The following is a 24,425-nucleotide window of genomic DNA, read 5'->3' as shown; positions in this document are numbered from 1 at the left end:
GCGCAAGCATTCAAACCGCTTTTTGCGACGCATTCAGATTAAATCGCGTTAAGGTTCAGCCCCTTAGGCGCGAAAGAAAATGCACCGCCAGCCCCATGAGGAGCCCCCAGAAGGCCGCGCCGATGCCGAAGAAGACGATCCCCGACGCGGTGACGGCGAAGGTCGTCATGGCCGCGATGCGGTCCTTTTCGTCGGCGACGGCGATGCGGGTGGAGTTGGCGAGCGGGCCCAGAAGCGCGATGCCGAGCACGAGGGCGATCAGAGCCTCGGGCAGGGTCGCGACCAGGGCGACCAGCGAGGCGCCGAAGACGGCGAACACGCAGTAGATCAGCCCGTACCAGACGCCGGTGGCCCAGCGTCTTTCCGGGTCGGGATGGGCGTCCGGGCCGGTGCAGATGGCCGCCGTGACGGCGGCGAGATTGGTCGACGAAGCGCCGGCGAAGCCGGTCAATGTCGAGCCGATCCCGGTCACCGCGATGACCGGGCCGGCCGGCGGGCGATAGCCGTCGGCGCGCAGCACGGCGAGCCCCGGCAGGTTCTGCGAGGCCATGGTGACGATATAGAGCGGCACCGCGAGGCCGAAGAACGAGCCGACCGAGATTTCCGGCATGGTGAAGGTCAGCGCCGACATCTCGACGGCGATCGGCGCGTCGGCCATGCCGCCGAGGAGGGCCCACCCCACCCCGGCGAAAAGCACCCCGATCACCGCAAGCTGGGCATCCCAGACCCGCAACACGAAGAAGCCCGCCGCCAGCGGCAGGATGAAGGCCGGATCGACCGTCGCGGCCTGCGCGCCTGCGACGACGAAAGGCAACAGGATGCCGCCCAACATGCCCGCCGAGATCGCGCCGGGGATCGCCTCGACGGCCCGCATCAGCGGCCGGAACAGGCCGGTGGCGACGGTCAGCAGGCCGGCGGCGACGAACGCGCCGACCGCTTCGTTCATGGTGTAGCCGGTGCTCGCCGTCACAAGCGCAAGGCCGGCGATCGACCACGCCGCGATGATCGGCATGCGGAACCAGACCGACAGGATCAACGTCTCGAGCGCCACGGCGATGGCGATCGCGGTGATCCAGCTTGCCGTCTGCGCCTCGGTCGCGCCGACCGATTGCGCCGCGCCGAGCACCAGCGCCATCGTGCCGCCGAAGCCGACGAAGGAGGCGACGAGCGCCGAGGACAGGGTGGTCAGCCGCAACATGTGTCAGCGCGCGCCCACCTGGTCGGCAAGCGCGCCGGCAGCCTTGACGATCAGCGCGATGTCCTGCGGCCGCGACAGGCGGTGGTCACCGTCCTTGACGTAGCCGATCACCGCATCGTCCTTCGACAGAAGCTCGAACAGGCGCTGGGCGTGCTGCCACGGAACGTCCGGATCGGCCTGCCCCTGAATGATGTGCACCGGGCAGAACGTGTCGATCGGGTCGGTCATGACGCGGTTCTCGCGGCCGTCCTCGAACAGCGCCCGGGTGAAGATGTTCGGATCGGGTCCATAGGGTGTCGGCTCGGCGAAGAACCCCTTCTCGTCGAGATCGCGCCGCTGCGCATCGGTCAGGTGCGGCTCGTGCAGCTCCGAGGTGAAGTCGGGCGCGGGCGCCAGCAGCAACAGGCCGGCGACCGGGTCGCTCTGGAGGCCCGTGTTCAGCTCCTGGACCATGCGCAGCGCGATCCAGGCGCCCATCGACGAGCCGACAAGAATGACCGGTTTGCGCGCGAACGCGTCGACGACCGCCATCGCTTCGCCGAGCCAGCGCGAGATCGTTCCGTCCCTGAAGTCGCCGCCCGACTGGCCGTGACCGGAATAGTCGAACCGCGTGCAGGCCAGGCCCCGTTCGCCGCACCAGCGATCGAGTTCGACCGCCTTGGTGCCGTCCATGTCGGAGCGGTAGCCACCCAGCCAGACGAAGCCCGGCGCCCCGCCGTCACGATGGCGAACGGCGATGGGGGCGCCGTCGACGTCGAGCCGCTGAATGTCCATTGGTCCCCTCCGGACGCTTTTCAAACCGCGCGGGCGTCCTTATGTGCGCTTTGTCGCGTCCTGTGAAGGCGTGCCGCCGGAAAGCGGATGATTTCCGGGCACCTTCATGCTATGGACTCGCCGGCTCGGGCGGCGCCCAGCGCGTGCCGGGCCTGAACCCTTCCGGTCAACAATCAGGAGACTACGACCATTCGCAGACCATTCAGAGCGCCCCCGCCCCAGAAATCCGGTCCCCCTGCCAATGACGACATTCGCGAACCTGAAGTTCAGCTGATCGATTCCGATGGCAACAACAGGGGTGTGACCGAAACGCGTGATGCAAGGCGCATGGCCGACGAGGCCGGCCTCGATCTCGTTCTCATATCTCCCAACGCCAAGCCGCCTGTCGCCAAGATCCTCGATCTGGGCAAGCTCAAATACGAGCAGCAGAAGAAGGCCGCCGCCGCCCGCAAGAAACAGAAGACCGTCGAGGTCAAGGAAGTGAAGATGCGGCCGAACATCGACACCCACGACTACGAGGTGAAGATGAAGGCGGTCAAACGCTTCTTCGAGGAGGGCGACAAGGTGAAGGTGACGTTGCGCTTCCGCGGCCGCGAGATGGCCCACCAGCAGCTCGGCATGCAGCTTCTGCAACGCGTGCGCGAGGAGGTGCAGGACATTTCCAAGGTCGAGGCCGAACCGAAGCTGGAAGGCCGTCAGATGATGATGGTGCTTGCGCCGAAATAGGCGCGCCGTCCCGACTGCGAAACCGAAAGGCTCGCCGGCGGCGGGCCTTTTTTCATGCTGGCGTCTTTACCCGTCGGCCCGCCGGGCAGGTCAGGCCGCCTTGCGCGCCGAGATCACCCAGCCGGTCAGGCCCGTGCCGACGATATGCTCTCCATGGACATCCTTACGGTCGGCGATGCGCCCGTCGCGCTCGAGCCGATCGAGCTTCGCCGTCAGCGCGCCGTCCTGGTAGAACTTGTCGTTCAGGCCGATGACCAGCCCGCCGCCGGCCCTGACGACCCGCAGTATGTCGTCGAGCGCATCGGGCATGACATGGCCGAAGGAGAACACCCCCACGCACGTCGCCGCGTCATAGGCGGCATCGGGCGCGTCGAGCGGCGGGGCGTTCAGGTCGGCCTCGAACAGGCGGCGGTAGGCGCCCGAAAGGCGTGCCTTCTCGAGCATTCCGGTCGAGAAGTCGCAGCCGTCGATCACCCCGTAGCCGGCCGCGTGCAGGGCAATGCCTGACAGGCCCGAACCGCAGCCGACGTCCAGCACTTCGGTCCCGGACCGCGGCGGCACCAGGGCAGCGAGCGCCTCGGCGCAGCGCTGTGGCTGACGGTAGTCGTTCTCGGACAGTTCCTCGTCATAGACTTCCGCCCAGCGATCATAGAGCGCGCGCGTCTCCTCGTCCGATCGGACCGAATAGGCCTTGTCGAGAAAGCGTTTGGGTGCGTCGGCGTTCATGGGTTCCTCCTTTGTGCGCAGGCTTGCATCACCGGGCGATCGAGTCTATAGCCGCGCGGTCCGGATCGGCCGGCAGGGCATGCCGTGTCGATCCATGAATGCTGAACGATCAGCACGTCATCGACAATTCGGGCGAAACGAGCAGCGATCATCCGATCGCGGTCCGGTTTCCGGACGGCCTCGTGGAGCGTTCGCCGAAGGGTGAACTGGCGCGCACACGCAAATGGAGAGCAAAATGCCCAAACTGAAGACCAAGGCTTCGGTCAAGAAGCGTTTCAAGCTGACCGCCACGGGCAAGGTGAAATACACCCCGATGGGCAAGCGGCACGGCATGATCAAGCGGTCCAACAAGTTCATCCGCGACGCGCGCGGCATGGACACGCTGTCCGAACCGGCCGGCAGGATCGTCAAGAAACACATGCCCTATGGCGGCTGAGTCGCAGAGCGAACGCAAGGATCGAGGACAAAGACCATGGCACGCGTCAAACGCGGCGTGACCGCACACGCCAAGCACAAGAAGGTTCTGAAGAGCGCCAAGGGCTATTACGGCCGGCGCAAGAACACCATCCGGGTGGCCAAGCAGGCCGTCGAGAAGGCCGACCAGTACGCCTATCGCGACCGCAAGGCCAGAAAGCGCAATTTCCGCTCGCTGTGGATCCAGCGCATCAACGCCGCCGCCCGCGAGCATGGCCTGACCTATGGTCGGCTGATCGACGGGCTGAACAAGGCCGGCGTCGAGATCGACCGCAAGGTGCTCTCGGACATGGCAATCCACGAGCCGGCCGCGTTCGCCGCGGTCGCCGAGAAGGCCAAGTCCGAACTGGCCTACCTCAAGAACACCACGCCCGGCGCATTTGAGGCCGCTGTCCGCTAGGCCAGCGCGCTTCTCAACGCATCGACACCTGTTTGAGAACCCGCTTCTGGCCAACGCCGGACGCGGGTTTTCTTTGCTTGACGACTGTGACAAACCAACGCCGAAACCATCAACGAGATCTGCCATGAACGCGATGAGCGAAACCGCTTCCGATGACCTTTCGGAGCTGGAACGGGACCTGATGGCCGACATTGCCGCCGCATCCGACGAGGCGGCGATCGAACAGGTGCGCGTCGCCGCCATCGGCAAGAAGGGCGCGGTCTCCGAGCGGATGAAGACGCTCGGAAGGATGAGCCCGGAAGAGCGGCAGGTGATGGGTCCGGCGCTGAACGGGCTGAAGGCGCGCGTGACCGAGGCGATCGCCGACCGGAAGGCCGAACTGCGTGCCGCCGCCATCGAGGCGAGGCTGGCCGAGGAGACCGTCGACGTCACCCTGCCGGTGCGGCCATCGCCCGTCGAGACCGGCCGCATCCACCCGATCACCCAGGTGGTCGACGAGATCACCGCGATTTGCGCGGACATGGGCTTTGCCATCGCCGAAGGGCCGGACATCGAGACGGACTATTACAACTTCACCGCGCTCAACTTCCCGCCCGACCATCCGGCGCGCGAAATGCACGACACCTTCTTCCTCGCGCCGGGCGAGGATGGCGAGCGCAAGGTGCTGCGCACGCACACATCGCCCGTTCAGATGCGCACGATGGAAGCGCAGAAGCCGCCAATCCGTGTCGCCATTCCGGGCAAGACCTATCGGCACGATTCGGACGCCACCCACACGCCCATGTTCCACCAGCTCGAAGCACTGGTGGTCGACGAGGTGACGACGGTCGCGCATCTGAAATGGACCATCGAAACGTTCTGCAAGGCGTTCTTCGAGGTGGACGAGGTCGCCATGCGTTACCGGCCGTCCTACTTCCCGTTCACCGAACCGAGCCTCGAGGTCGACATCCAGTGCGACCGGTCAAGGCCCGGCGAGGTACGCTTCGGCGAGGGCAATGACTGGATGGAGATCCTTGGCTGCGGCATGGTCCATCCGAATGTGCTGCGCGCCGGCGGGCTCGATCCGGACGTCTATCAGGGCTTTGCCTGGGGCATCGGCATCGATCGCCTGGCAATGCTGAAGTACGGCATGCCGGACCTGCGCGCGTTCTTTGACGCCGACGTGCGCTGGCTCAGCCATTACGGCTTCCGCCCGCTCGACATGCCGACGCTGTTCGGAGGGCTGAGCCGGTGACATGCCGACACTGCTGATCTGGCGCGGGCACAAGTTCCGCTTCTATGCCTCCGATGGACCGGAACCGCCGCACGTCCATGTCATCAAGGGCGACAAGGCCGCGAAAGTGTGGTTGCGTGATTTGAGTGTTGCCTACAATCGCGGCTATAGCGAGCAGGAGCTCAGTCGACTTCTTGCGGTTGTCTCGGACCATCGGAACGATTGGATTGGATCGTGGAATGACTTCTTTGGAGTTTGAGACCGAAGGAACACGCCCGGTTGCCGCCTGGTGCGACGACCAGTACGTCTTCGCCACGCTGGCCGATGGCCGCCAGATCCGCGCGCCCTTGTGGTGGTATCCCTACCTGGAGCAAGCCTCGGAAGCCGAGCGCGCCGAGGTGGAGCTTCAGTACAGCGGCATCTGGTGGCCAGCCATCGACGAGGGCGTATCGATCAAAGCCCTGTTGCTGGGCTGGAAGGCACCCAACGCGAAAGCGCCCGATCAAGCCGCCTGACCCCATCACCGAAAGACCGAACCGATGAAACTGACCCTGTCCTGGCTCAAGGACCATCTCGACACGGACGCAACGCTTGCCGAGATCGTCGACACGCTCGACATGATCGGCCTCGAGGTCGAGCATCTCGACGACAAGAGCCGGTTCGCGCCGTTCACCATCGCCCGCGTGCTGACCGCCGAAAAGCATCCCGACGCCGACAAGCTCAAGGTGCTGACGGTCGATGCCGGCGACGGCAAGCCGGTGCAGGTGGTGTGCGGAGCGCCGAACGCTCGCGCTGGGATGATCGGCGCATTCGCCGCGCCGGGCACCTATGTGCCGGGCATCGATCTGGAACTGTCGGTCGGCAAGATCAGGGGTGTCGAGAGCTTCGGCATGATGTGCTCGGAGCGCGAGCTTGAGATGTCCGACGACCATCAGGGCATCATCGATCTGCCCGACGACGCGCCGGTCGGCACCTCGTTCTCCGCCTATGCCGGGCTCGACGATCCGGTGATCGAGATCGGCTTGACGCCGAACCGGCCCGACTGCACGGGCATTGCCGGCATCGCCCGCGATCTGGCCGCCGCCGGGCTGGGCACGCTGAAACAGGTTCCGGCAGAGCCGGTCGCCGGCGACGGCGCCTGCCCGGTCGGCGTGACCATTGAGGCGCCGGACCTGTGCCCCGGCTTCGCGCTGCGGCTGGTGCGCGGCGTCAGGAACGGGCCGTCGCCGCAGTGGATGCAGCAGCGGCTGATCGCCATCGGCCTGCGTCCCATCAACGCGCTGGTCGACATCACCAACTATGTCACCTTCGGCTGGGGCCGGCCGCTGCACGTGTTCGATGCCAAGAAGGTCGCAGGCGACCTTGTCGTGCGCCGGGCGCAAAACGGCGAGACGATCCTTGGTCTCGATGGCCGCGACTACACGCTGACAGAGGACATGTGCGTGATCGCCGACGACAAGGGGCCCGAATCCATCGCCGGTATCATGGGCGGCGAGCATTCGGGCTGCGACGAGGGCACGACCGACGTTCTGATCGAATCGGCGCTGTGGAACCCGCGCAACGTCGCCCGTACCGGCCGCGATCTTTCCATCATCACCGATGCGCGCTACCGGTTCGAGCGCGGCGTCGATCCCGAATTCATGGTGCCGGGCCTCGAACTGGCAACCCGCATGGTGCTCGATCTGTGCGGCGGTACGCCGTCTCAAACGCGCGTCGAGGGCTATCGGGGCCACGAGCCGAAGCAAGTTTCGTTCCCGTTCGCCGAGGTCGGACGGCTGACCGGCGCCGATGTCGACAGGGCCGAAAGCACCGCCATCCTCGAAAGCCTCGGATTTGCCGTGGACGCCAGCGGCGAGACCGCCACCGTCACCGTGCCGTCCTGGCGGCCGGACATCGAGGGCAAGGCCGATCTGGTCGAGGAGGTCATGCGCATTCACGGTGTGGGCAAGATCGCGCCCGTGCCGCTGGCGCGTCTTGACGGCGTGCCGGGCCGCATCCTGACCACCAGACAGATGCGCACCCGCGATACACGCCGGGCACTTGCCGCGCGCGGCATGATGGAGGCGGTCTCCTGGTCGTTCATTCCGGCCGCCCATGCCGAGGCGTTCGGCGGCGGCGCAGCCGCGCTGAAACTGTCCAACCCGATTTCCGAGGAGATGAGCGACATGCGCCCCTCGCTGCTGCCGGGCCTGCTGGCGGCGGCGCAGCGCAACGCCAATGTCGGCCATGGCGATGTCGCCCTGTTCGAGGTGGCGGGCATCTATCTGGGCGATGCGCCGGGTGATCAGAAGCGTGTCGCCAGCGGCGTCCGCCGCGGCACGGCGAAGCTCACCGGGCCGGGCCGTGCCTGGGACGGTCATGCCGATCCGGTCGGCGTGTTCGATGCGAAAGCCGACGCGCTGGCCGCGCTCGAAGCGGCGGGCGCGCCGGTCGAAAAGGTGCAGATCGAACGCGGCGCGCCGGACTGGTACCATCCCGGCCGTTCGGGCGTGATCAGGCTGGGGCCGAAGATGGTGCTGGGCCATTTCGGCGAGTTCCACCCCGGAACGCTCGAGACGCTCGACGTGAAGGGGCCCCTCTGCGGCTTCGAAGTGTTCCTGGATGCGATCCCCGAATCCAAGCGCAAGGCGACGCGCACCCGGCCGCGCCTCGACGTTTCGCCCTATCAGGCGGTGACGCGCGATTTCGCCTTCGTCGTCGATGCGGGCGTTGCCGCGAACGAACTGATTCGTGCCGTGTCGTCCGCCGACAAGCAGCTCATCGCCGGCGTCAACGTGTTCGACGTGTTCGAAGGCGCTTCGCTGGGCGACGGCCGCAAGTCGGTGGCGCTGGAAGTGGAGATCCAGCCGACCGAGCGCACCCTCACCGACGAGGATTTCGAGTCGCTGAGCGGCAAGATCGTCGCCAGCGTCGCAAAGGCGACGGGCGGTGTTTTGCGGTCTTAGCAGCGAACACCTACCCGGCCGATCGGGAGCGGACCGTCCGGGTTCCTCGCTTGGAATAGACACGGCTGCGATGGGCCAGGTGTATGATGAGCACTACCTGACCACCGCGTCGGGTCAGTTCGCATACCAGCCGAAAGTCGCCGCATCGCAGCTTCCAGAACCCCTTGAGGTTGCCCGAATAGGGTACAAGGCGCTTTCTCGCGTCATCGATCCCGGCGAGTTCGTGGAGAGCCTTCCTGATGCGCCGCTGATCGGGCTCGGAGAGCGCGATGAGTTCTTCGACGGCTTCCGGATGCCATTCAATCCGCAAGACCGGCCCGCTTCCACACATCTTCGTCGGGAACCGGGTCGAACGGTTCCGACAGGCGCTGGCGGACCGTGTAGAAATCCTCGAGTTCTTCCAGTTTCTCGACGATCGCCTGACGCATCAGATGGCTGGCGTTGAGCCCATGCTCATCGGAGAGGCGCTCCCAGCGCGCCTTGATGTCGTCGTCGATTCGCACGGATACGGACTTCATGACGTCGTTCCTCGATGTCGATGGTGAAAGACATGTAGCACATGTCGTGATTTGTCGAAATGCGCATCACGATCGCGGCCGTTGGCGCGTCGACCGTACGGATCGGGGCTTCATGCGCCTTGCCCCTTGCCGACGCCTCTGACACAAGGCTGTCCTGCATCGGGCGGAGCCGGTCATGAACTTCATCCTCAACACGGACAGCTACAAGTACTCCCATTTCGCGCAGTACCCGCCCGAGACGGCGGGTATTTCGGCCTATATCGAATCGCGGCGCGGCGGAGAGTATGACAACACGCTGTTTTTCGGCCTGCAGATGTTCCTGAAGGAATATCTGTCGCAGCCGGTCACGCGCGCTCACATCGACGAGGCCGAAGAGCTGGTCACGGCGCACGGCTTGCCCTTCAACCGAACCGGCTGGGAGAGGCTGGTCGAGCGCCATGGCGGCTATCTGCCGCTGATGATCGAGGCGCTGCCCGAAGGCATGATCGTGCCGGCGGGCACGCCGATGGTGCAGGTGCGCAACACCGACCCCGATTTCTTCTGGCTGCCGACCTTCCTTGAAACCTCGCTGCTGCGCGCGGTCTGGTATCCGTCGACCGTCGCCACCGTTTCCTGGCATGTGCGCCAGATGATCGCCGAGGCGCTGGCGCGCACCTGCGACGATCCCGGCCCCGTCCTGCCGTTCCGGCTGCACGATTTCGGCGCGCGCGGCGCGACCAGCCAGGAACAGGCCGGCCTTGGCGGCGTGGCGCATCTGGTCAGTTTTCTGGGCACCGATACGGTGGCGAGCCTCGTCGCCGCGCGCAGATATTATCACGAGCCGATGGCCGGCTTTTCGATCCCCGCCGCCGAGCACTCGACCATGACGAGCTGGGGCGAGGAGCGCGAGGCGGCCGCCTACGAGAACATGATCGACCAGTTCGACGGCGAGGGTAAACTGGTGGCTGTCGTCTCCGACAGCTACGATCTGTTCCGCGCCGTGCAGACGATCTGGGGCGGCCAGCTCAAGGACAAGGTCAAGGCGATGAAGGGCACGCTGGTCGTCCGGCCCGATTCGGGCGATGCTACGCGCGTGCCGATCGACACGATCGAGATGCTCGGCGAGATCTTCGGCTTTTCGGTCAATTCCAAGGGCTACAAGGTGCTGGCGCCGTGCGTGCGCGTCATCCAGGGCGACGGCATCAACCCGCGCACGATCCGCGTGCTGCTCGAGGCGATGGCCGAGCGCGGCTGGTCGGCGGAAAACCTTGCCTTCGGCATGGGCGCCGGGCTGTTGCAGAAGGTCAATCGCGATACGCTGCGCTTTGCCATGAAGGCCAATGCCCGCCAGGACGCGGGCGGCAACTGGCACGGCATCTCGAAAGACCCCAAGACCGACCCGGGCAAGGCCTCCAAGCGCTACCGGCAGGCGGTGGTGATGGAAGACGGCGCGCCTGTCGCCGTGCCGCTCAAGGATCTGGGCGATCGCGAAAACCTGATGCGGCCGGTCTGGGAGAACGGCGACCTGAAGGTCGACTGGACCTTTGCCGAAATCCGCGATCGCGCGAACCCAAACGGGGCCTGAGACCATGTTCCGCTGGGGAATTCTGTCGACCGCCAAGATCGCCCGCGAGCAGGTGGTGCCGGCGATCCAGCAAAGCGAGACGGGCATCGTGGCCGCCGTCGCGAGCCGCGATGCCGGGCGGGCCGACGCGTTCGCGCGCCGGTTCAACATCGCCCATGCTTTCGGGACTTACGAAGCGCTTCTCGAAAGCGACGCGGTCGATGGCGTCTACATACCCACCGTGACCTCGACCCATGTCGAATGGGCGATCAAGGCCGCGAAGGCGGGAAAGCACGTTCTGGTCGAAAAGCCGCTGGCGCTGAAGGCCGACGACATCGATCCGGTGATCGCAGCGCGCGACGCGGCAGGCGTGCTCGTTTCCGAAGCGTTCATGATCACTTACCATCCTCAATGGCTGAAGGTGCGCGATCTGATCGGCGGCGGCGCCATTGGCCAACTGCGCATGGTCCAGGGCGCATTCTCCTACTTCAACCGCGACGGCGACAACATGCGCAACCGGCGCGAACTGGGCGGTGGCGCCCTGCCCGATATCGGCGTCTATCCGACCGTCGCGACCCGGTTCGTGACGGGCACCGAACCGCAGAGTGTCGCAGCCACCATCGATCGCGACGCCGCGTTCGGCACGGACATCTTCGCGAACGTGACGATGCGGTTCGAAGGGTTCGACCTGGGGTTCTATGTCGGCACCCAACTCGCCCAGCGGCAGGAGATGGTCTTTCATGGCGACAAGGGCTTCATCGAAGTCCGGACGCCGTTCAACGCCGGCGTCTACGATGCCGACCGCGTCACCGTTCACAGTGCCGATCACCGCCATGCCGAGACATTCGCCTTTCCGGGCGTGCAGCAATACCAGCACCAGGTCGATGCATTCGTGCGGCGCACGCGGGGGGAAGACGTGCCCGTGTTCACGCTTGAAGAATCGGTTGCCAACCAGCGCGCGATCGACGCGATCTACCGGGCCGCCGCTTCGGGACGGACCGAGCCGGTCTGATCACCACCAGACGCCGCCCCGGCCAATGCGGATGCGCGGACCATCACCCTGGGGCGGATGCAGCGGATCGGCGCAACAGGGTCGGTCCGCGTCCGGCCCGTCGGCGACGGGCGCGACATGCGGCCGGCTGGCGGCGAACGAGAACCAGTCGCGCAGCAGTTCCTCCTCGCGCCGGCTCGTGCGACGGGGGATTTTCGGCACGGGCGAGGATCCGATGCGGTCGGGAACCAGGCGGGCCGGACGGTTGGTCGGAACGGTCGGGGCGACCATGGTCGGCTTGAGCGCCTGCAGCCGCTCGATGCGCTCGTCGGTGGGCGGGTGGGACCGCAGCATGGAGGGCTCGGCCATCCGGCCGGTCGGCAGCATCATCGCTTCGAGCCGACGGCGGTGCACGGCCTCCAGCTTGGCCAGCGCCGAGGACAGCCCGTCCGGATCGCCGGTCAGCATCGCCGCGCCATAGTCGGCGTCGAACTCGCGGGTGCGCGACAGGGCGAGCTGGAGAAGGGCGCCGATCGTTGGCGCCCCGATCATCGCCAGGATGCCGAGCCAGGGCACGGTCGGGAAGAAGCCCGACAGGTTGAACAGCACCGCGATGATGCCGACCGTGGAGAGCGTCGAGGTCAGGCGCGAGACCACGTCGGCCAGGCTCATCACCTTGATGTCGTCGTTGCGGATGTGGGTCATCTCGTGGGCCAGGATGCCCGCCAGTTCGCGCGTCGTCATGCCGCGCACCAGCGCGTCGGTCACGGCGATCGCCGAACGGTCCGGCCGACCGACGGCGAAGGCGTTCATCATGCGCGAGGGAACCACGTAGAGCGTCGGCGCGCGGTCGAGCCCGGCGCGCTGCGCCAGATCCTTTACCAGCCGGTAGCCCACCGGAAACCGGTTCGGCCCCACTTCGCGCGCCTTGTACATGCGCAGCACCATTGACGGCGAGACCCGACGCGCGGCGATCAGGCTGATGCCGCCGAAGATCAGCGCGTAGATGACCCCGACACCGCCGGCGATCGCCCACGCCGTCACCGCGAGCAGCGCAAGCGAACCGCCGACCAGCAGCAGCGTGTGCAGCCGGTTCAGCGCCCGGTGGCGACGATGGATCGCGTGCGTGTGCTCGAAGAATGCGAAGGCCATGCCGGAGATATGGGGTGTTCCGCGGCGGATTTAAGCCTTCTCGCCGCCCCCGAAGACGAAGCGCGCATAGCCGAGATAGGAGAAGACGGCGACGACGCCCACGGCGACGAAGGTCGCCCAGAACGGGGCGAGCGCGGGAAAGGCGAGCAGCAGCCCGGCATAGATGAGGTAGTTGAGCCCCGCGCCGACCAGCGCGATGGACGAATAGCGCGCGCCCTCGGCGACCACGTGCCGACCGCTCGCTCCGAAAGTGAAGGTACGGTTGACCATGAAGTTCGAGGCCATCGCGCAGCCGATCGAGACGATGCGCGCGGTAAACGGGCCAAGGGGGGTGTAGAGCATCAACAGGTAGAGCACGCCGACATCGATGACGAAGCCGCTGCCGCCCGCGAACGCGAAGCTGAAGAGGCGGCCCAGGCGCGTGCGCGCCGGGCGCGGTGCCAGCATGCGGTTCCTGCCGGCGCTGCTTTCGGTGTCGGCTTTCATGGCACGGTCATAGCCCGATGACGAAAACAATCCCTTACTGCACGGCGAAAACGACAACAGCGCGGCGGTTTGGCGCGCCGCGCAAATCACGATAGTCTCTGGGCCAGACGGGAAACCAGCGCGGGAGGCGCGGCGATGGCCTTTTTCCTGACCATGTGGCGATCACGGGCGGTCGCGGCGGTCCTTGCAGCGGTTGCAACGGCCTTCATCGCAGGCGCGGCGCAGGCCGAACAGCCGGCCAAGCAGCTCTTCGGCAGCATGCCGCTTCCGGCGGCGACGCAATCGAAGGTGCACGGTTTTTATTCGAACGGCTGCATCGCCGGCGCGGTGGCGATGCCCGTGGACGGCCCCCGCTGGCAGGCCATGCGGCTCGAGCGCAACCGCCGCTGGGGCCATCCCGACCTGATCGCGCTGGTCCAGCGCCTGTCCGAGGAGGCCGCCAACGATGGCTGGCCCGGCCTTCTGGTCGGCGACATCTCGCAGCCGCGCGGCGGCCCGATGCTCACCGGCCATGCCTCGCACCAGATCGGGCTCGACGCCGACATCTGGCTGACCAAGATGCCCGACCGGCGCCTGACGCGATCCGAACGCGCGAACATCAGCGCCGTCTCCGTGCTCAAGAACGGTACGCTCAACGTCGATCCGAACATCTGGACACCGGAACACGCACGGCTGTTGCGGCGGGCGGCCTCCTATCGCGAAGTCGAGCGCATCTTCATCCATCCGGGCATCAAGAAGGCGATGTGCGAGGCCTATGGCGACAACGGCGCCAACGATGCCTGGATGATCAAGCTGCGGCCCTATTACGGCCATCACTATCACTTCCACATCCGCATGAAGTGCCCGGCCGATTCGCCCAATTGCCGCCCGCAGGACCCGGTGCCCGCGTCTGGCAATGGCTGCGACGCCTCGCTTGACTGGTGGTTCACGGACGAGCCCTGGACACCCAAGCCCGGCGCCAAGCCGGCGCCGCGCCGCGAAAAGACGCTCGCCGACCTGCCGAATGCGTGCCGCTCGGTGCTGGCCGCGCCGCGTCCGGCATCGGAGGATCTGGCCACCTACTCCGCCGGCTTCGACCAGCTCGCCATGATCGCCTCGGCGGTGCCGGTGGCGGCATCGGCGGCGCCGGGCCGTGCCGCATTGCCGGCGACAGGGCGTCTTCCGGTGCCCGCGCCGCGTCCGGCGCGCTGAGCGGGACAGGCGATCGCATGAACCGCGGGTCAAAAAAGATGGCCGTGCACCTTTCAAGCCCGCGGCAAACGGTCTAAGACCGGCGCGTCCACTAAATCGATTGAACACGCCATGTCCGATGCCCTCACCATCGCCCTGGTCGCGCACGACCAGAAGAAGGACGACATGGTTGCGTTCGCCCGCCGCCACACCGAGCTTCTGTCACGCTGCCGGCTGGTGGCGACAGGCACGACGGGCGGCCGCATCGCCGAGGCGCTTCCGACGCTCGATCTGACACGGCTGCGCAGCGGCCCGCTGGGCGGCGACCAGCAGATCGGCGCCATGATCGCGGAAGGGGGCATCGACGCGCTGGTGTTCTTCGTCGATCCGCTGACGCCGATGCCGCACGATGTCGACGTCAAGGCCCTGATGCGGCTGGCGATCGTCTATGACATACCGATGGCGCTGAACGGCGCCACCGCCGAAATTCTTCTCAACGCGCTTCTGGCCCAACACACGGAAAAGGCCCATGCCTAGCTCGACCAGCCCGTTCGTCCTGCCCTTTCCGATCCTGATCGCCGACATCGGCGGCACCAATGCGCGCTTTTCGATCCTGGTCGATGCCAATGCCGAACCCAAGGCGTTCGAGACGATCCGCACGCGCGACTTCGAAAGCCTCGACGCGGCGATCCAGAACCATGTGCTCGACCACACCTCGCTGATGCCGCGCAGCGCCGTGCTGGCCGTCGCCGGCCCCACCGACGGCGACGCGATCGACCTGACCAACAATGACTGGGTGGTTTATCCGCGCCGGATGATCGCCGATCTGGGGTTCGACGAGGTCGTCGTGCTGAACGACTACGAGGCCCAGGCGCTCGCCGTCGTCGCGCTCGAGGACGATCAGCTCCGCCAGATCGGTGGCGGCGAACGCGATCCCGCCGCGCACCGGGTCGTCATCGGGCCCGGCACGGGGCTTGGCGTCGCCGGCCTCGTGCACGCGGCGAGCACCTGGATCCCGGTCGCCGGTGAGGGCGGGCATGTCGATCTCGGCCCGCAGACCGAGCGCGACGGCGAAGTGTTCGCGCATCTCGAACGGATAGGCGGGCGCGTGTCGGGCGAACAGGTCCTGTGCGGGCGCGGCATGGTCAACCTCTACCGCGCCGTCGCGCGGGCCAACGGAAACGCGCCGCGCTTCGACGATCCGTCTGACGTCACGCACGCCGCCGAGACGGGCAGCGATGAAGACGCGGTCGAGACGCTCGATCTGTTCGCCGAATATCTAGGCCGTGTCGCCGGCGATCTGGCGCTGGTCTTCATGGCGCGCGGGGGCGTCTATCTGACCGGCGGCATCACCCAGAAGATCCTGCCCTTCTTCAATCAGACACGGTTCCGCGCCGCCTTCGACAACAAGGCCCCGCACGAGGCGCTCGTCGGCGAAATGCCGGTCTTCGCCATCCTGCACGACCGCGCGCCGATGGAGGGCCTTGCCGCCTACGCAAGGACGCCCTCGCGCTTCGGCGTGGCCCTCGAGAGCAGGCATTGGACGCGTTGAGCTTGCCCGCGCCGCGCGCTATAGCCCGCCAATGAGCGACGGGTCGCAGGATAGCGCCGCCATCAGGGGCGGATTGGGCGAGGGCGTGATCGCCGTCCTGCGCCGTATCCTCGAAGAGAACGGCCGCGAATACGCCCGACACTACGTCCTCACCATCGTCTGCCTCGTGGTGATCGGTCTGACGACCGCGTTCGTCGCCTGGATCACGCGGGACGTTGTCAACGAAATCTTCGTGCGCCAGCGGGGCGAACTGATCTTCATCATCTCGGGCACGGTGGTGGGCGTCTTTCTCGTGCGCGGCCTTGCTATGTACGTGCAGGCCGTCGTGCTGGCACGCATCGGCAACGATCTGGTCGCCCGCTACCAGACGCGCGTCTTCGACAAGCTGATGAAGCTCGGCGTGGACTATTTCACCGAAGCCCGCTCGGGTCATCTGGCCGCCCGCATCGCCGAGAACGTCAATGGCATACGCGACGTGCTGTCGCTGACCCTGACCGCGCTCGGGCGCGATCTCGTCTCGCTGATCGGGCTCGTCTTCGTCATGGTGACGATGGACCCGATCCTGTCGCTGATCGTGCTGGCGGTCGCGCCGATCCTGGTTCTGGCGGTCGCATGGGTGACCGCGCGCATGCGCAGCGTCGTGCGCGAGACGGTCGAACTGAACGCGCGCGTGGTCGGCACGATGCAGGAATCGGTGCAGGGCATCACGGTGGTCAAGGCGTTCACGATGGAAGACCGGCTGGCGCGGCGCATCGGCACGATCATCGACGATGCGCGCGCCAAGGCCGACCGGCTCGCCGCGATCACCGAGCGGGTCAATCCGGCGGCCGAGGTCTTCGCCGGCCTCGCCGTCGCCGGCGTCATCGCCTATGCGGGCATCCGCGCGGTGAGCGAAGGCCAGCCGCCGGGCTCCACCTTCGCCTTCATCACCGCGCTGCTGCTGGCCGCCGACCCGGCCCGGCGGCTCGGCCAGCTCAAGGTCAATCTCGAAAAGGCCATGGTCAATGCGCGGATGATCTACGAGATCCTCGACATGCCCGAGCGCCAGCGCGACCGCCACGACGCGGTGCCGCTGGAGGTCAGCGGCGGCGCCGTCCGGTTCGAGGATGTCGACTTCTCCTATGCCGATGGCACGAAGGTGCTGCACGGCCTGAGCTTCGAGGCGCCGGCGCACCGGACCACCGCGATCGTCGGTCCGTCGGGCGCGGGCAAGACGACGATCATCTCGCTACTGCAGCGCTTCTACGACATCGAGGCCGGCACGATCACGATCGACGGCCAGGACATCGCCGGCGTGACGCTCGCCTCGCTGCGCGGCCAGATGGCCTTCGTCTCCCAGCAGCCCTACCTGTTCGAGGGCACGATCCGCGAGAACATCCGCTACGGACGGCCCGAGGCGACCGACGACGAGATCGAAGAGGCTGCCCGGCAGGCAAACGCCCATGACTTCATCATGGAGCAGTCGGCGGGCTATGACACACCGGTCGGCGAGAACGGCGTCACGCTTTCGGGCGGCCAGAGGCAGCGCCTTTCGATCGCCCGCGCCATCGTGCGCAATGCGCCGATTTTGCTGCTCGACGAGGCGACCTCGGCGCTCGACAACGAATCCGAAAAGCTCGTCCAGCAGGCGCTTGAGGAAGTGATGGCCGGGCGCACGACGATCGTGATCGCGCACCGGCTGTCGACGATCGTTTCGGCCGACCGGATCATCGTCATGGACAAGGGCGAGGTCGTCGAGACCGGTACGCACGCCGAGCTTGCCAGCCGCAAGGGCGGGCTCTATGCGCGGCTCAACCTGCTGGGCGGCGGGGCCGACCAGCCTGGCGGGCACGCTGCGGAAACGGAGAAGGAACGCGCATGAGCGAACCCCTGTCGATCGCCGTCGTCGGCGCGGGCGGGCGTATGGGCCGGGCGCTGATCCGCGCCATCGCCGAAGACCCCAAGGCCCGCCTGGTGGGCGCGCTCGAACGCGAGGGCGCGGACGAGTTCATGGAGGATGCGGGCACGATGGCCGGCATCGGTGCGCTCGATGTCGCGGTCGCAACCGATCCGGACGTGGCGTTCAAGGACGCCGAGGCGATCCTCGACTTCACCGCGCCCGAGGCGACGCGCAGCTTCGCCGACTTGGCCGCCGAACGCGGCATCGCCCACATCATCGGCACGACGGGCATGAGCACCGACGATGAAGCCCACATCCACGTCGCCGCCGAGAAGACGCCGATCGTCAAGTCCGGCAACATGTCGATGGGGGTGATCCTGCTGTCCGTGCTGGTCGAAAAGGCGGCTGCCGCGCTCGAAGCGTCGGACTGGGACATCGAGGTGCTGGAGATGCACCACCGACACAAGGTCGACGCGCCGTCGGGCACGGCGCTGCTGCTCGGCCAGGCGGCCGCGACCGGGCGCGGCATCGATCTCGAACACAATGCCGTTCGCATGCGCGACGGCCACACCGGACCGCGCGCGGCCGGCGCGATCGGGTTCGCGACGCTGCGCGGTGGCTCGGTCGTCGGCGAACACTCGGTGATCATGGCCGGGGCCGGGGAACGGGTCGAACTGACCCACTATGCCGAGGACCGCGCGATCTTCGCGCGCGGCGCCGTCAAGGCGGCTCTGTGGACGCGCGGCAAGGCGCCGGGCCTTTATTCGATGCGCGACGTCCTGGGGCTCACCTGACGCCGACGAGACACGATTCAGTCAACCGACTTACAAAGGAAACCGACATGTCCGGCACGATGGTCCTGGTCCGCCACGGACAGAGCGAATGGAACAAGAAGAACCTGTTCACCGGCTGGCGCGATCCGGACCTGACCGAACAGGGCATCGAGGAAGCCATGGAAGCCGGCCGGGTGCTCGCCGAACGCGGCATGAGGTTCGACATCGCCTTCACCTCGGTGCTGGTGCGCGCCGAGCGCACCTGCCAGATGATCCTCGACGGGGTCGGCCAGTCCGACCTCGAGACGATCCACGATCAGGCGCTCAACGAACGCAACTATGGCGATCTGGCCGGCCTGAACAAGGACGATGCCCGCGCCAAGTGGGGCGAGGAGCAGGTGCACATCTGGCGGCGCTCCTACGACGTGCCGCCGCCGGGCGACGAGGGCGAGAGCCTGCGCGACACCGGCGCGCGCGTCTGGCCCTACTACATGACCGAGATCCTGCCGCGCGTGCTGCGCGGACAGACGGTTCTGGTCGCCGCGCACGGCAACTCGCTGCGCGCCCTCGTCATGGTGCTCGACGGGCACACGACCGAGACGATCACCAAGCTCAACCTGGGCACAGGCGTGCCGATGGTCTACCGGCTGCACGCCGATTCGACGGTCGCCGCCAAGGAGATCCTTGGCGACATGTCCGGGGCACATTGACGCCGCCCTTCACGATCCGGCCGGCACGGCTGGGCGAAGCCGGCGTGCTGACCGATCTCTGCGTGCGCTCGAAGGCGCACTGGGGCTATGACGACGCGTTCATGGCCAGGGCGATGAGCGAACTCACCGTCGATCCCGACTGGATCGCCGATGGTCTCGTGCTGGTTGCCGAACATGGGGCTCTGCCGGCCGGCGTTGCCGCGATCGTCGACGAGGGTGACGAAGTCTGGGAGATCGGCGTCTTCTTCGTCGACCCCGGTCACATGGGCAAAGGCATCGGCGCGGCGCTGTTCGCCGCACTCATGACGCTTGCGCGCGACAGGGGCGCGAGGCGGCTGACGATCCTGTCGGACCCGAACGCCGAAGCCTTCTACACGCGCATGGGCGCGGTCCGGATCGGCGAGAAACGTTCGTCGTCCGCGACCGGTCGACTGCTTCCGCTTCTGGTCCTCGATCGCTGAGTGTGCTTTCCTGACATCGTCCACGGATATCTGCCATGACCGATCTCATCGCCCTGCTTCAGACCCACTGGCCCGCCATGGTCGCGGTCTTCGCCGTGTTTGCGGTCGCGGCGGGCAGTCCCGGGCCGGCGACGCTGGGCATCATGGGCACCGCCATGGCGCGCGGCCGCGCCGCGGGAATGGCGTTTGCCGCCGGCGTGCAACTGGGCTCGTTTACCTGGGCGACGGCGGCCGCCATCGGGCTGTCGGCCTGGCTGAACACGATCGCCTGGGGTCTGACCGCGATCAAGATCGCCGGCGCGGTCTATCTGGCCTGGCTGGCGTTCAAGTCCCTGCGCAGCGCGCTGTCGGCAAAGCCGGTCGCCGCCGCGTCCAGCAATGCACGCTCGCTCGCCGGCCATTTCGGCCGCGGCGCGCTGTTGCACCTGACCAATCCCAAGGCGGTTCTGGCCTGGATCGCCATCGTCGCGCTCACGCAGACGAGCGGTGGCGGCACGCCGGTCCTGATCGTCACGCTCGGCATCTGCCTGGTGATCGGTGCCGTCATCTTCCAGGGCTACGCGCTCGTCTTCGCATCGCCGGTGATGATGGCGGCCTATCGCAAAGCACGCCGCGCCATCGAGGGGCTGCTGGCCGCCATGTTCGGCTATGCCGGCTGGCGCCTTTGGGCCTCGGCCGTCTGATCGGCATCGGCGCGTTGGGCGGCGACCTTTATGGGGCCGTCACGGCACTCATTTCCGGGCTTGGCTATGCCTATTGGAAACCAGCCATGAGAAATGGCGCCATGCGCAGACCGGCAAGATGCTCGTGGTGCCGCGAAATCTGAAGAGCCGCCACACGGCAAACGGAATTCCGAAGTCGGCCGGCAGCGACAGGCGCCTCTGACCTTACGCCGCTTCCCGCTCGGGCCGGACGAAAATGATGGCCGGAATCAGGTCGCGCGCGGCAAACCTGTCCAGATCGGCGTCGGTAACATGGTCGGCGGCAACGATCTCGGCGGCGACCTCATGCAGCACGGCCTCGAACTCATCGATCGTCGGTGCCTCGATATGCAGGCCCTCAATGTCGCTGTCGGCCACCCAGACGCTAGCGTCAGCGTCCCAAATCGCCTTTACTGTGTAGCTTCGGGCCATCGCCATCTTGCTCCATCGGGCCACAATCTACCGTGCGCTCATGCGCTTGCCAACTGCCCCGCCTCCCAGCCCAGGATCGCCCGCTTGCGGGTCAGGCCCCAGTGATAGCCGGTCAGCGCGCCGGACTTGCCGACCGCGCGGTGGCACGGCACCACGAACGATATCGGGTTCGCGCCGACCGCCGCGCCGACCGCGCGCGAGGCCTTGGGACGGCCGATCCGGTCGGCGATCGACGAATATGCCTCGGCACGGCCCATCGGGATCTTCAGGAGCGCTTCCCATACGCTGACCTGGAAATCGGTGCCGATCAGCACGACGCGCAGCGGCTGGTCCTGACGCCACGTGCCGGGCGCGAAGATGCGCGCCGCATAGGGCGCGGTCGCGCCCAAATCTTCCTCGAAGGCCGCGAAGGGCCAGCGGCCCGCCATGTCGTCGAACGTGGCGCCCTCGCCACCCGCGTCGCAGAAGGCGAGGCCGCACAGGCCGCGCTCGGTGACCATGATCAGCGCGATGCCGAACGGGCAGACGTGATAGCCGTAGCGGATCGTCAGGCCGGCGCCGCGCGCCTTGATCTCGCCGGGCGACATCGCCTCGTGCGTGACAAACAGGTCGTGCAGCCGTCCGGGCCCCGAAAGACCAAGCTCGTAGGAGGCTTCAAGAAGCGGCATGTCCGCGTCGAGAAGCCTGCGCGCATGGTCGATGGTCACCGCTTGCAGGAACGCCTTGGGCGACAGGCCCGCCCAGCGCGTGAACAGCTTCTGCAGCGCCGTCGGCTCCATGCCGACATCGCCGGCGAGCGTTTCGAGCGAAGGCTGGTCGCGCCAGCGTTCGGAAATGTGCTCGATCACCCGCCGGACGATCTCGTAATCATTGTCTGCGATCGCGGCGGGGCGGGTCAGGACGGCGTGCGGTTCGGCCATATGTGTCACCGGGCTCAATGTCATGGTGCCGATATGACCGCTACGGAGACCGATCGCCACCCGAAACTTGACGTGCCGAGCCGTCAGCGCCGCGCCGTGGCGAGCGCCTGCGAAAAGGCCGTCGCGAAGCTCTCGCGGTCGTCGGGGTTGAGGAACGCGCCGATCGTCGTCGCCCGGCCCTCGCCGGTCAGCCGCATGGCGGTGATCCCGATCTCCCGGTGCCGGTCGACATGGAACCGCGCCCAGAACGGATTGTAGTGATGGTCCTGCCGCCGTCCGTTCGGCGCGATCTTGCGAATATGCACGTCAGAACGGGTTACGGTGACCTGCTCGCGCGCTCGGCCGGCGCGGAAGCTGAAGCGGATGGCCGCATAGAGGATGAGAACGTCGACGATCATGAAGATGGCGACCGGCCAGGCCCCGAGCGCGAAGTAGAACACGGCATTGGCCGCGCAGATGGCGGCGAAAAACCCCATCAGCACCGCAAAGCCGCCGGGTGTCAGTGACCGGTGCGGAAACAGTTCCGCCGCGAAAACCGGCTTTTCGGCGGGCGCCGTCGGTTCTATGTCGGTTCCGTTCGGGGACATGAAGCGAGGTTATAGGCGGTCATGGCGGTCAGCCAAGGGAAAAAGCCGGCGGCGAAATCGGCCGGAAAGGCAAAGAAGCGCGCCCGGCGCCTGCCGCGCTCGAAATATTCGCCCGACGAAGTGCGCGAGATCTTTCGCCGTTTCTCGGTACAGCGGCCGGAGCCGAAAGGCGAACTGTCGCACGTGAACCCCTACACGCTGGTTGTCGCGGTGGCGCTGTCGGCGCAGGCGACCGATGTCGGCGTCAACCGGGCGACGCGCGACCTGTTCAAGGTGGCCGACACGCCCGAAAAGATGCTGGCGCTCGGCGAGGAGAGGGTCGGCGAGTACATCCGCACGATCGGCCTTTGGCGCAACAAGGCGAAAAATGTGATCGCCCTGTCGCGCAAGCTGGTCGACGAATTCGGCGGCGAGGTGCCGCACACGCGCGAGAAACTGATGACCCTGCCCGGCGTCGGTCGCAAGACGGCCAATGTGGTGCTGCAGATGGCCTTCGGGATCCCCGCGATCGCCGTCGACACGCACATCTTCCGGATCGCCAACCGCATTGGACTTGCGCCCGGCAAGACGCCCGACGAGGTCGAGGCCAATCTGATGCGGGTCATTCCGGACGAGTATCTGCTGCATGCCCATCACTGGCTGATCCTGCATGGCCGCTACACCTGCAAGGCGCGCAAGCCCGATTGCGTTGCGTGCGTGATCGCCGATCTGTGCCGTTACAAGGACAAGACCAATGCGGAACCGGCGCCGCTGATCGAATTGCCGCCGCAGGTGATCGCCTGATGCTGACCAGCCTCGTCATCGTCATCGCGCTGATCGCGCTCAACGGCCTTTTCGCACTGGCCGAACTGGCCGTCGTGTCGTCCAACCGGGCGCGGCTTGACGCGCTTGCGGAGAAGGGACGGCCGGGCGCCCACGCCGCCGTTGCCCTGAACGCCAATCCGGGCCGGTTCCTGTCCTCGGTGCAGATCGGCATCACGCTGGTCGGCATCGTCAATGGCGCCTTTTCGGCCGAAACGTTCGGCGAGGCGGCCGCCGGCGCGTTGATCGCCATGGGTGTTGCCGAGGCGACCGCGGCGACGCTGGGCTTCGGCGTCATCGTTCTCGTCGTCACCTACCTGTCGGTCGTGATCGGCGAACTCGTGCCCAAGGCGCTGGCGCTGCGCAACCCCGAGGCCATCGCGTGCCTGGTCGCGCCGGTCATGACGCTGTTTGCCCGGCTGGCCGCACCGGCGGTCTGGCTGCTGGCGGCCTCCACCCGGATGGTGATGCGGCTGATCGGTCAGGCCGGCGAGACGCGAGAGACCGTCACCGACGAGGAAATCCGTTCGCTGATCGCCCAGGCCGAGGAAACCGGCACCGTCGAGGCCGAGGAGCGGCAGATGATCGCCGGCGTGATGCGCCTTGCCGACCGTCGCGCCGCCTCCCTGATGACGCCGCGCCCGGACATCGAATGGATCGACACCACGGCGTCGGCCGAAGAGATGGAAGAGCGCGTCAGGACGACCGGGCACACCTTCCTGCCGGTCGCCGAGGGCAGCCTCGACGCAGTGCTCGGCGTGATCCGCACCCGCACGGCCCTGACGGCGCTGCTTGGCGGAGAGCGGCTCGATCCGGGTGCGCTTGCCAAACGCGTCGACGCGGTGCTCGAGAACGCGCCGGCGCTCACGGTCCTCGAACGGCTCCGCCGCGCCGAGACGCCCGTCGTCTTCGTGCATGACAAGAACGCCCATTTCGAAGGACTGATCACGCCGGCCGATATTCTGGAGACGATCGCCGGCGAGTTTCTTTCGGACGCCGGCACCATGCAGCCCGACGCGATCAAACGGGCCGATGGCTCGTGGCTGGTCGAGGGCGCCATGCCGGTCGACGAGGCCGCCGAACTGTTTCGCCTGACGCTGCCCGAAAGGCCCGCCTACCAGACGCTGGCCGGGTTCATGCTGGACCGGCTGCGTCACCTGCCCGTCGAGGGCGAGGCTCTGGAGACAGACGGCTGGCGGTTCGAGGTGCTCGACATGGACGGCCAGCGCATCGACAAGATCGGCGTCAGCCGCGCGCTCCGCATGCACCGGGCCGACGCAGGGCGCTGAAAGC

29 protein-coding genes are annotated in these 24,425 nt (G+C 66.8%); 19 read left to right on the top strand and 10 right to left on the bottom strand.

The window, feature by feature from the left end; genetic code table 11:
* Positions 1-55 precede the first annotated feature (55 nt).
* Together E0E05_RS01395 and E0E05_RS01390 are read right to left on the bottom strand one after the other, a co-directional pair.
* On the bottom strand, positions 56-1,195 hold the full coding sequence (locus E0E05_RS01395) for a benzoate/H(+) symporter BenE family transporter (protein WP_131617844.1): 1,140 nt from the start codon (positions 1,193-1,195) through the stop codon (positions 56-58).
* 6 nt (positions 1,196-1,201) lie between these two features.
* Positions 1,202-1,972, bottom strand: a complete 771-nt coding sequence (locus E0E05_RS01390; RefSeq protein ID WP_131615064.1) for an alpha/beta hydrolase — start codon at positions 1,970-1,972, stop codon at positions 1,202-1,204.
* Positions 1,973-2,161: 189 nt separating this feature from the next.
* On the opposite strand from E0E05_RS01390, the gene infC reads away from it, so the two are divergent.
* Positions 2,162-2,698, top strand: a complete 537-nt coding sequence (infC, locus tag E0E05_RS01385) for a translation initiation factor IF-3 (protein ID WP_131615063.1) — start codon at positions 2,162-2,164, stop codon at positions 2,696-2,698.
* A 90-nt stretch (positions 2,699-2,788) separates the two neighbouring features.
* Here the strand turns inward: infC and E0E05_RS01380 are convergent, their stop codons facing one another.
* Positions 2,789-3,424, bottom strand: coding sequence for a class I SAM-dependent DNA methyltransferase (locus E0E05_RS01380; RefSeq protein ID WP_131615062.1), 636 nt, complete (start codon positions 3,422-3,424; stop codon positions 2,789-2,791).
* 235 nt (positions 3,425-3,659) lie between these two features.
* On the opposite strand from E0E05_RS01380, the gene rpmI reads away from it, so the two are divergent.
* From rpmI to pheT, 6 genes are all read left to right on the top strand, one after another.
* A complete protein-coding gene (gene rpmI, locus E0E05_RS01375; RefSeq protein ID WP_039730582.1) occupies positions 3,660-3,860 on the top strand; it encodes a 50S ribosomal protein L35 in 201 nt (66 codons plus the stop codon).
* A 36-nt stretch (positions 3,861-3,896) separates the two neighbouring features.
* The gene (gene rplT, locus E0E05_RS01370) at positions 3,897-4,298 is read left to right on the top strand and encodes a 50S ribosomal protein L20 (protein WP_131615061.1); all 402 of its coding nucleotides are present in this window, start codon (positions 3,897-3,899) and stop codon (positions 4,296-4,298) included.
* Between the two features lie 133 nt (positions 4,299-4,431).
* Positions 4,432-5,532: a phenylalanine--tRNA ligase subunit alpha gene (gene pheS, locus E0E05_RS01365; protein ID WP_131617843.1), complete on the top strand. Its 1,101-nt coding sequence runs from the start codon at positions 4,432-4,434 to the stop codon at positions 5,530-5,532.
* Between the two features lies 1 nt (position 5,533).
* Positions 5,534-5,770 (top strand): DUF4160 domain-containing protein, encoded by a 237-nt coding sequence (locus tag E0E05_RS01360; protein WP_131615060.1) that lies wholly within the window; start codon positions 5,534-5,536, stop codon positions 5,768-5,770.
* Positions 5,751-6,026 carry a DUF2442 domain-containing protein gene (locus E0E05_RS01355; protein ID WP_131615059.1) on the top strand — a complete coding sequence of 92 codons (276 nt, stop codon included), beginning with the start codon at positions 5,751-5,753 and terminating at the stop codon, positions 6,024-6,026. The genes E0E05_RS01360 and E0E05_RS01355 overlap by 20 nt, the downstream gene beginning before the upstream one ends.
* 24 nt (positions 6,027-6,050) lie before the next feature.
* On the top strand, positions 6,051-8,456 hold the full coding sequence (gene pheT, locus E0E05_RS01350) for a phenylalanine--tRNA ligase subunit beta (protein WP_131615058.1): 2,406 nt from the start codon (positions 6,051-6,053) through the stop codon (positions 8,454-8,456).
* A gap of 10 nt (positions 8,457-8,466) precedes the next feature.
* Here pheT and E0E05_RS17855 read toward each other — a convergent pair whose 3' ends face one another.
* Entirely contained in the window at positions 8,467-8,787 is a 321-nt protein-coding gene (locus tag E0E05_RS17855) for a type II toxin-antitoxin system RelE family toxin (RefSeq protein ID WP_131615057.1), read from the bottom strand.
* Positions 8,756-8,974: a type II toxin-antitoxin system RelB family antitoxin gene (relB, locus tag E0E05_RS01340; RefSeq protein WP_131615056.1), complete on the bottom strand. Its 219-nt coding sequence runs from the start codon at positions 8,972-8,974 to the stop codon at positions 8,756-8,758. Before relB ends, E0E05_RS17855 begins: the two co-directional genes overlap by 32 nt.
* 175 nt (positions 8,975-9,149) lie before the next feature.
* Between relB and E0E05_RS01335 the strand changes: the two genes are divergently transcribed.
* Both E0E05_RS01335 and E0E05_RS01330 read left to right on the top strand, forming a co-directional pair.
* Complete coding sequence (locus E0E05_RS01335) at positions 9,150-10,538, top strand: nicotinate phosphoribosyltransferase (RefSeq protein WP_131615055.1); 1,389 nt, start codon at positions 9,150-9,152, stop codon at positions 10,536-10,538.
* 4 nt (positions 10,539-10,542) lie between these two features.
* The gene (locus E0E05_RS01330; RefSeq protein ID WP_131615054.1) at positions 10,543-11,529 is read left to right on the top strand and encodes a Gfo/Idh/MocA family protein; all 987 of its coding nucleotides are present in this window, start codon (positions 10,543-10,545) and stop codon (positions 11,527-11,529) included.
* Here the strand turns inward: E0E05_RS01330 and E0E05_RS01325 are convergent, their stop codons facing one another.
* Positions 11,530-12,660, bottom strand: coding sequence for a zinc metalloprotease HtpX (locus E0E05_RS01325; protein ID WP_131615053.1), 1,131 nt, complete (start codon positions 12,658-12,660; stop codon positions 11,530-11,532).
* A gap of 30 nt (positions 12,661-12,690) precedes the next feature.
* Positions 12,691-13,146 carry a GtrA family protein gene (locus E0E05_RS01320; RefSeq protein ID WP_244597869.1) on the bottom strand — a complete coding sequence of 152 codons (456 nt, stop codon included), beginning with the start codon at positions 13,144-13,146 and terminating at the stop codon, positions 12,691-12,693.
* 135 nt (positions 13,147-13,281) lie between these two features.
* On the opposite strand from E0E05_RS01320, the gene mepA reads away from it, so the two are divergent.
* From mepA to E0E05_RS01280, 8 genes are all read left to right on the top strand, one after another.
* On the top strand, positions 13,282-14,337 hold the full coding sequence (mepA, locus tag E0E05_RS01315) for a penicillin-insensitive murein endopeptidase (RefSeq protein ID WP_192900427.1): 1,056 nt from the start codon (positions 13,282-13,284) through the stop codon (positions 14,335-14,337).
* Positions 14,338-14,448: 111 nt separating this feature from the next.
* Positions 14,449-14,853: a methylglyoxal synthase gene (locus E0E05_RS01310; protein ID WP_131615052.1), complete on the top strand. Its 405-nt coding sequence runs from the start codon at positions 14,449-14,451 to the stop codon at positions 14,851-14,853.
* Complete coding sequence (locus E0E05_RS01305; protein WP_131615051.1) at positions 14,846-15,868, top strand: glucokinase; 1,023 nt, start codon at positions 14,846-14,848, stop codon at positions 15,866-15,868. The genes E0E05_RS01310 and E0E05_RS01305 overlap by 8 nt, the downstream gene beginning before the upstream one ends.
* Positions 15,869-15,899: 31 nt before the next feature.
* The gene (locus tag E0E05_RS01300) at positions 15,900-17,729 is read left to right on the top strand and encodes an ABC transporter ATP-binding protein (protein ID WP_131615050.1); all 1,830 of its coding nucleotides are present in this window, start codon (positions 15,900-15,902) and stop codon (positions 17,727-17,729) included.
* A complete protein-coding gene (gene dapB / locus E0E05_RS01295) occupies positions 17,726-18,541 on the top strand; it encodes a 4-hydroxy-tetrahydrodipicolinate reductase (protein WP_131615049.1) in 816 nt (271 codons plus the stop codon). The genes E0E05_RS01300 and dapB overlap by 4 nt, the downstream gene beginning before the upstream one ends.
* A 47-nt stretch (positions 18,542-18,588) precedes the next feature.
* Positions 18,589-19,230, top strand: coding sequence for a 2,3-bisphosphoglycerate-dependent phosphoglycerate mutase (locus tag E0E05_RS01290; RefSeq protein WP_131615048.1), 642 nt, complete (start codon positions 18,589-18,591; stop codon positions 19,228-19,230).
* Positions 19,227-19,691: a GNAT family N-acetyltransferase gene (locus E0E05_RS01285; protein WP_244597867.1), complete on the top strand. Its 465-nt coding sequence runs from the start codon at positions 19,227-19,229 to the stop codon at positions 19,689-19,691. Before E0E05_RS01290 ends, E0E05_RS01285 begins: the two co-directional genes overlap by 4 nt.
* 35 nt (positions 19,692-19,726) lie before the next feature.
* The gene (locus E0E05_RS01280; protein ID WP_131615047.1) at positions 19,727-20,374 is read left to right on the top strand and encodes a LysE family translocator; all 648 of its coding nucleotides are present in this window, start codon (positions 19,727-19,729) and stop codon (positions 20,372-20,374) included.
* A gap of 204 nt (positions 20,375-20,578) precedes the next feature.
* Here E0E05_RS01280 and E0E05_RS01275 read toward each other — a convergent pair whose 3' ends face one another.
* The 3 genes from E0E05_RS01275 to E0E05_RS01265 form a co-directional block, all read right to left on the bottom strand.
* Positions 20,579-20,770, bottom strand: coding sequence for a hypothetical protein (locus E0E05_RS01275; RefSeq protein WP_244597864.1), 192 nt, complete (start codon positions 20,768-20,770; stop codon positions 20,579-20,581).
* A gap of 92 nt (positions 20,771-20,862) precedes the next feature.
* Positions 20,863-21,744 (bottom strand): methylated-DNA--[protein]-cysteine S-methyltransferase, encoded by an 882-nt coding sequence (locus E0E05_RS01270; protein WP_131615045.1) that lies wholly within the window; start codon positions 21,742-21,744, stop codon positions 20,863-20,865.
* A gap of 83 nt (positions 21,745-21,827) precedes the next feature.
* Positions 21,828-22,331 (bottom strand): DUF2244 domain-containing protein, encoded by a 504-nt coding sequence (locus E0E05_RS01265; protein ID WP_131615044.1) that lies wholly within the window; start codon positions 22,329-22,331, stop codon positions 21,828-21,830.
* Positions 22,332-22,352: 21 nt separating this feature from the next.
* Between E0E05_RS01265 and nth the strand changes: the two genes are divergently transcribed.
* A complete protein-coding gene (gene nth, locus E0E05_RS01260) occupies positions 22,353-23,114 on the top strand; it encodes an endonuclease III (protein WP_131615043.1) in 762 nt (253 codons plus the stop codon).
* The gene (locus tag E0E05_RS01255; RefSeq protein WP_131615042.1) at positions 23,114-24,421 is read left to right on the top strand and encodes a hemolysin family protein; all 1,308 of its coding nucleotides are present in this window, start codon (positions 23,114-23,116) and stop codon (positions 24,419-24,421) included. The genes nth and E0E05_RS01255 overlap by 1 nt, the downstream gene beginning before the upstream one ends.
* The last annotated feature ends 4 nt before the right edge of the window (positions 24,422-24,425 follow it).

It is taken from the genome of Roseitalea porphyridii, assembly GCF_004331955.1.
Lineage (GTDB): Bacteria > Pseudomonadota > Alphaproteobacteria > Rhizobiales > Rhizobiaceae > Roseitalea > Roseitalea porphyridii.
Note: the sequence above shows the minus strand (reverse complement) of the source record. Positions and strands in the feature narration are given on the sequence as shown.